We start from the raw sequence: 6,610 nt of genomic DNA on the forward strand, positions 1-6,610 counted from the left end.
AGATTGTGTTATTATTAAAGCTGGTGGAGTAGAAGTAGTGATAGATTCTAAAGGATTAGTCGTTAAAGGTGGGGAGGTAAAGGCGGAGTGAGGGGTAAAGAAAAAGGAATAGATAAAACTCTATGAAATACTCTATGATAATTTTTACAATGTTAAGCCTATGTGTGAATTTAGCTTATGCAGAAAGTGCAAAAGAAGCAAAACCTAGCTTTGATTGTGCTAAGGCTACTACAAAAGTAGAAAAGATGATATGTGAGGATTCTAGTGGGGAATTACAGAATTTGGATAGACAAATCTTTAAAAGTTATCAAGAGACAAAGGCAAAGCTTGATAAGAATGGCAAAAAAGCATTCTTAGATTCTCAAAAATCTTGGCTTAAAACACGAGAGAGGTGCGAATCTAAAGAATGCCTAAAAGAGCTTTTGCAAAGTAGAATCAAAGAGCTACAAACCTACACAATGTATATAAGCAATGCGTGGCTTGGGACTTATGAGTTACAAAAAAATCTTTATATGGGGAGCTTTGAGATACAAAAATGTAAAAATAATACTTGTGAAGCCTCATATTTTGCTTTGTTACATAAAAGCGAGTTTAATGATATGCACCAATGTGATATAAGTTTGAAGTTGCAGATAAAATCACAACAAAAAGCCATAGCTTATTATGATGACGAGGATTTTGTAAATTGTAAAATTTATATCAAGAAAAATCCGCAAGGCATCGTATTTACAAGAGATGAGAAAGCCTTTGATTCACCTGATTCTTTTTGTAGCACAATGTGTGGGAATCAAACAATATTTCAGTGGGGAGATGTGTATAAAAAGGAGGTGCAATAATGTTGTATGATATTAAAGAGTTAAATGAAAATGATTACAAGAAAGAATGCGCAAAACTTCTTATTGCCTTTGAAAATCCGAATTATAAACAAGAGAATACCATACACCTTGCGGGCAATGTAACCATTGGTTATGGACTTGATTTAAAGACAGGAAATAATCCAAAGTTGCTTTTAAAAGGGTATTTACCAGATGATTCTAAAAAACTAAAAATAGGAAACAAGGAATTAACTTTTTATGGAATCATAGAGAAATATAGAGCTAATGAGACAGGTTTTACAGACCCGAAAGCAGTAAAAGGTTATTTGCAAAATCAAGTATTTAATTTTTCGCTTACACAGGAACAGGCTCAAGAAGTTTTAGAAAGAACCTTTGATTCATACAAGCAGTATGTATCAAAGTATATTAATGATAGCTTATTAAAATGTAGCCAAGAAAAAGCTTCTTTGGTTTCTTTACATTATCATGGCAGATTTAACAACATCAAAGATAGTGTTCGAAATTCTATTATCAAAAATTCGAGATTCCTATCGTGGTTTTTAATACGATACAAAACAAATCCAAGAAGCTTTATTCCATTTCTTATTAGGGCTTGTGATGAAGCCGACATCTATTTATCTAATCCAAACATTAATAAAATAAATCTTATGTTTGATATATTTTCTTACTTAAATATCAAAAAGGAAATGATTGAATATAGAATACACAAAATTAAAACAAATAGGACGAGCTCCAAACAAGCCTACAAACAAGATACGCTATATAGTTTAGCACTTTGGTATGAGAATGATTTAAATTTTATACCCTACCAAGATTATATTACCGATTTAAAAACATTTCAAAAGCTTAAACCAATTTCACAACTCACCAAGAAGCCCATAAACGACATCATTACCACCCTTAAGCCTCATTTAGACTATCTAAACACTCTCACTCAAAAAACCTTTAACCTAGAAAATATCTATTGTATTCAAAGCTTTTATGGAGTATTAGGAGCTCATAAACTTGACAATGTCGCTATTCTTAATAAAATTCTCAATCAAAGATTCTCTCACAACAATACCAATCAAACCAATGATGCTTCTAGTCAATCCAATAATCCAGATTCTCAAACACAACAAGAAAATCCCACACAAATTTTAATCCTTTATCCTAAAGCTACTCCTTTGCCTATCCAAATCATTCAACCAGAAAATACATTTCTTACACTAGTGGTTGGTAAAAATGCCAAGTTAGATTGTTCTAAACTTCTCTTAGATAAATGTGAAATCCATTACCTCCAATATGATGAAAATCAAGAAGAAAGCACAGAGAATCCAAAAATCACAGCATTAAAAACAGATTCTGAATTAACTCTAACGACTAAAGATTCAAATCTTTATGAAGTTATACATAATGGTATTATATATTACATCTCTAAAAATGAAGGGGTGCTAAGAGTGGCATTAGGGCAGAATAGAGAGGAAGTTATAGAACTCTATAACTTTGCTAAAGAGAATGAGTATAGAATCTTAAAAGATTCACCCTCACAAATACTAGATATTCAGCTAAAATTGCAAGATAATAAAGAACTACCCACTTCCCACAATGGTAACTTTGCTCTAACAATCAATAACCTTACACTTTTAGATAAAAATGGAAAGAATCTTGATATAGCAGAGGATTATACCCTCTATCTACATAATTGTGAAAATAGAATAATATATGAGAATACTTCTATCCAAAAAAACACAGATGATACTTATCGTGTAAATTTCAGCTTTGACCTCATACAAGATGAGGACTCAAACTTTTTTAAAAGAACAACCAAGCTCATTATAGCAACACAGAATCTAAGTAATGATTTTAGCACAAGTGAAATTCACACTAAAGGTAATGTAGCGGTAGTATCTCTAAGCTCTGCCGACAAAAAGGGTGGGAATTATACTTTTACAAAGAAAGTTTCTGCACAAGAATTTGGAGAAGAAATAAAAACAATTTATATAGACAATGATAATCCTGAAGCATATCAAGGACAAGTTAATGATAGTAAAGAGAAGTTAAATATTATTAATATTAAAGCTTATAGCGATAAAGAACAAACAAATGAAATAGATACCTGTGATTCTGAAACAACAATTTTTGTTAGAGCAATATTAAATGAGGAAGATAGAGTTTTTTATGATGAAACAATTCATTGGGCTTATTATATTAAAGGAGCAAGTGAAGACTTAAATAAAATTGACAGAGACAAAATCAAGCAAATGGAAAATATAGAGGGGAATGACATAATTTTTTCATTGGATATGCTTGCAGAAGATGATAAAGAGATATTATTGAAATCTTTGCAGGATAGTTCTCAAAAATATGAACTTATTTTGTTTGCTTATTTTAAGAAACCCGCAATAAAAGTTAAAAACGACATCACTTCTATCGTCTTATCTATGAAAACATCTCAATCCATGAGTTCTCCTCCCTCCCCCTTTACACTTAACATAAAGGATTGATGATGTCTTACCTCTCCCTCTCTCTTCCTTCTTTTACCTTTACTATTACCAAAGCCCATATTAAAGAGAGTTTAGAATCCTTATGGAGAATTGAGTGTGAAGGATATATAGAAAGTTTAGAAGAGAATCCTTTTACTTTAGAATCCAAAGACTACCAATCCCTTATAGAACTTCTTTTACATAAAGATTCTAATGCCCTAGATATAGATACACTCTTACATACTTTTCCAAACTACCTTGCTTATCCTACCCACTCTTATTCCACTAAAGATTCCATAAACTCTTCTCTTGCTCTCTCTACTCCAAAAGATGCTCTCCCTATACACATCAAAGCCCAATGCTTTAATCATAAAAAAGAAGCTTTAAGTAATAGAGAGATTTATGTGTATTCTCCAAACTTTTATTCTTTTGTAGATAGGGCTAAAAGTGATGAAAATGGCTTTATAGAATTTAACAATGCTTGTGTGAGTTCTAAGATGACTAATTCAGATTTGTATTTTGTATTAAATAGGTATGGGAGGACAGGACAATGAACAATATACAACCTATCTTTGAGATAAAATCTAAAATGGGCATATTACACAAATTCATCAATATCATTGTGATACTTTTTAGTTTTGGTATATTATATAGTTTATATATGACGACTTCTCTAATGGAGTTGATTGAAGCTATCAAGAAAGAGTGGGCTACCATACTTATTTTTCCATTTACAATATTAATGATATGGGGATTTATTTTTTGTCTGAATGAGGTTATTTTCAACAATCAGCGTAAAATAGTTCTCTATAATGATTATTTTATTGTGCAAACCTATCAGTTTTTCTTCAAAAAGACAATGCATCTCTATTATGGAGAATATGGATTGGTGGTAAGATTTAGACCCCCTTTTTTTTATGTGTTTATATTTTATGATATGAAAGAACAAAAATTGCCTTTTGGTTGGTTTGACGCAAAGATAAAAGGTAATTTTTATTATCCTTTATTTGACAAAAAAATGGCAAAAAATGTAGATAAATTCCTTGAAATCTTTAAACAAAAAACCAAAAAAACTTTAGAATCTCAAGGTATTAATCACTATAATTTAGATGAAAAAATTTTACTTACCCTTGGGAGATGACCTTATGAATCCCAACAATCCTAACCAACCCAACACAGCAGGTATTAAAATAGGCTTACCTAACTCTAGTAATAAAGGATTTGATGTTAAGGCTGGTATGATAGATTCTAATCCCAATGCTCCCTATAATCCAAATAATAATATTAAACTTTATGATTCTAAAGATACATATAATCGTATTCCTTTTGCAGAAGTTATAATGTGTAATATTGATTGTGAAGAGTTTTTAAAAAATGCCACAACATTAAACAAACAAAACAATATAGAATCTACGACCAACACAGAATCTGCACACCAAAATAATACAAACCAACCCTTTACTTACCAAGATTCCAATATCACAGCTAAAGAAATCATTAATGATAATAACACTTCAACACTCATTATAGAATCTAAAAACAATCCCTTTGAATATCAAGGTAATACTGCAGATACTCTAATGAGTGGATTAAGTGGAGTGTTTGCTTCAATGGCAACATTAGCAGAAAAATGAGATTAAAAAGAGATAATGGAGCAAGAATATGAATAAAAAGCAAGATATAAGATATGATGAGTTTGGAGAGGAGATTCTGTATGAGATAAGGCATAATTTAAGTTGGTGGGATTCTTTGATGTATTTTATGATACTTTTTCTTGGCATTGCTATGGTATATGGTGGCATAGAAGCTTTTTTATTCAATGAAATAGAGAAACCATTGCTTATCACATCATTGATTCTTGGCATTCCCTTTACACTGCTCAGTTCATATCGTTTATTTTACACACGCAAAAATCGCTTTTATGTTACAAATAATGGTATAGGCTTTGAGAGAAGGAATTGGTTTAGAATGCAAAAGGGATTCTTTAAGTTTGGGGAAGCGGGTGCGATAAGAACTTTAGGTTCCACAGGGACACTTCCTGCTGCCTCGCCTAGCTTGATAATAATTTTTCCACTAGGTAATCTCAAGAAAAAATATTTTGCTTCTTGGCAACTCAAACCCTATTATAATATTTCTTTGACTGCTTGGGATATTTATATATCTCCAAAACTCTACAACGAAATAACCGAACAATGTTATTTACACGATTTTCTTATCAAAAAAACCAAAGAGGCTCTAAAAGCACAGGGCGCAAATATAGATACTTTATGTTATGATTTGGACAAACAATTTGATATATATTAGTCTAAGGAAATAACCAATGAATCACGATAGTAACCAACCCAACACAGCAGGTATTAAAATAGGCTTACCTAACTCTAGTAATAAAGGATTTGATGTTAAGACTGGTATGATAGATTCTAACCCCAATGCTCCTTATAATCCAAATAATAATATTAAACTTTATGATTCTAAAGATAATACAAAAAGAGTGGCTATTGCTTGTATTGTAGATTGTCCTTTTGAAATAATAAATAATCAAGATTCTATAATGTTTGAAAATAACAATACAAAATCTCCAATAAGCATTACTACTTCACAAAGCAATAGTATCCAACCCTTTACTTACCAAGATTCCAATATCACAGCTAAAGAAATCATTAATGATAATAACACTTCAACACTCATTATAGAATCTAAAAACAATCCCTTTGAATATCAAGGTAATACTGCAGATACTCTAATGAGTGGATTAAGTGGAGTGTTTGCTTCAATGGCAACATTAGCAGAAAAATATGAGGTAGATAAAAGACTTCAAGAGGTGGGAAAAAGCATACTTGGAACTAAAGGCAGAATCTTAGCTAGTGTATTATTTCAAACAGAGGGTGCTTCAGTAAGTTTAAGTTATAATTATGGCAATAATGGTAAGGATATGACTAAGGCAGTGGTAAGTGTGGGGATAGAGTTGGGCATTAGTTATTTAGTTGGTTTAGGGGTTGCTACACTACCTGTATTACCTGCTGTAACTATTGCTGCTTTTGCCGCAGTTGGTGTAAATTTTCTCTTAAATACTCAATGGGGTAAAGAAAAATTAGACCAAGCCTCCCAAGCCATAAGAGAAATTATCAATTCTCTAAAACCCAAACTCCAATCTTTCTTTTCTATGTTTGATTCTAATCCTTTAGAATATGAATTAGTGCCAAATCCTACTTTATCCTCCAAAGACTACCAATCCCTTATAGAACTTCTTTTACATAAAGATTCTAATGCCCTAGATATAGATACACTTCTCCATACTTTTCCAAACTA

The 6,610-nt window shown here is 31.4% G+C and carries 6 protein-coding genes and 1 pseudogene; all 7 read left to right on the forward strand.

The window, feature by feature from the left end:
* Positions 1-122: 122 nt before the first annotated feature.
* Entirely contained in the window at positions 123-836 is a 714-nt protein-coding gene (locus tag LS74_RS10530; protein ID WP_034588844.1) for a lysozyme inhibitor LprI family protein, read from the forward strand.
* Positions 836-3,322: a hypothetical protein gene (locus tag LS74_RS11580; RefSeq protein WP_236096928.1), complete on the forward strand. Its 2,487-nt coding sequence runs from the start codon at positions 836-838 to the stop codon at positions 3,320-3,322. Before LS74_RS10530 ends, LS74_RS11580 begins: the two co-directional genes overlap by 1 nt.
* Positions 3,323-3,324: 2 nt before the next feature.
* Entirely contained in the window at positions 3,325-3,855 is a 531-nt protein-coding gene (locus LS74_RS10540) for a hypothetical protein (RefSeq protein ID WP_236096929.1), read from the forward strand.
* A complete protein-coding gene (locus LS74_RS10545) occupies positions 3,852-4,442 on the forward strand; it encodes a hypothetical protein (RefSeq protein ID WP_034588831.1) in 591 nt (196 codons plus the stop codon). The genes LS74_RS10540 and LS74_RS10545 overlap by 4 nt, the downstream gene beginning before the upstream one ends.
* Positions 4,443-4,446: 4 nt before the next feature.
* On the forward strand, positions 4,447-4,935 hold the full coding sequence (locus LS74_RS10550) for a hypothetical protein (RefSeq protein WP_236096930.1): 489 nt from the start codon (positions 4,447-4,449) through the stop codon (positions 4,933-4,935).
* A gap of 28 nt (positions 4,936-4,963) precedes the next feature.
* Complete coding sequence (locus LS74_RS10555; RefSeq protein WP_052082066.1) at positions 4,964-5,605, forward strand: hypothetical protein; 642 nt, start codon at positions 4,964-4,966, stop codon at positions 5,603-5,605.
* 16 nt (positions 5,606-5,621) lie between these two features.
* A pseudogene (locus LS74_RS11585) lies at positions 5,622-6,610 on the forward strand (ribonuclease domain-containing protein); the annotation flags it as partial.

The organism is Helicobacter magdeburgensis (assembly GCF_000765825.2).
Taxonomy (GTDB): Bacteria; Campylobacterota; Campylobacteria; order Campylobacterales; family Helicobacteraceae; genus Helicobacter_C; species Helicobacter_C magdeburgensis.

Bases quoted from the DNA above. Each gene is read 5' to 3' on its own strand.
- LS74_RS10530 (WP_034588844.1), top strand. From the start codon at position 123: ATGAAATACTCTATGATAATTTTTACAATGTTAAGCCTATGTGTGAAT.
- LS74_RS11580 (WP_236096928.1), top strand. From the start codon at position 836: ATGTTGTATGATATTAAAGAGTTAAATGAAAATGATTACAAGAAAGAA.
- LS74_RS10540 (WP_236096929.1), top strand. From the start codon at position 3,325: ATGTCTTACCTCTCCCTCTCTCTTCCTTCTTTTACCTTTACTATTACC.
- LS74_RS10545 (WP_034588831.1), top strand. From the start codon at position 3,852: ATGAACAATATACAACCTATCTTTGAGATAAAATCTAAAATGGGCATA.
- LS74_RS10550 (WP_236096930.1), top strand. From the start codon at position 4,447: ATGAATCCCAACAATCCTAACCAACCCAACACAGCAGGTATTAAAATA.
- LS74_RS10555 (WP_052082066.1), top strand. From the start codon at position 4,964: ATGAATAAAAAGCAAGATATAAGATATGATGAGTTTGGAGAGGAGATT.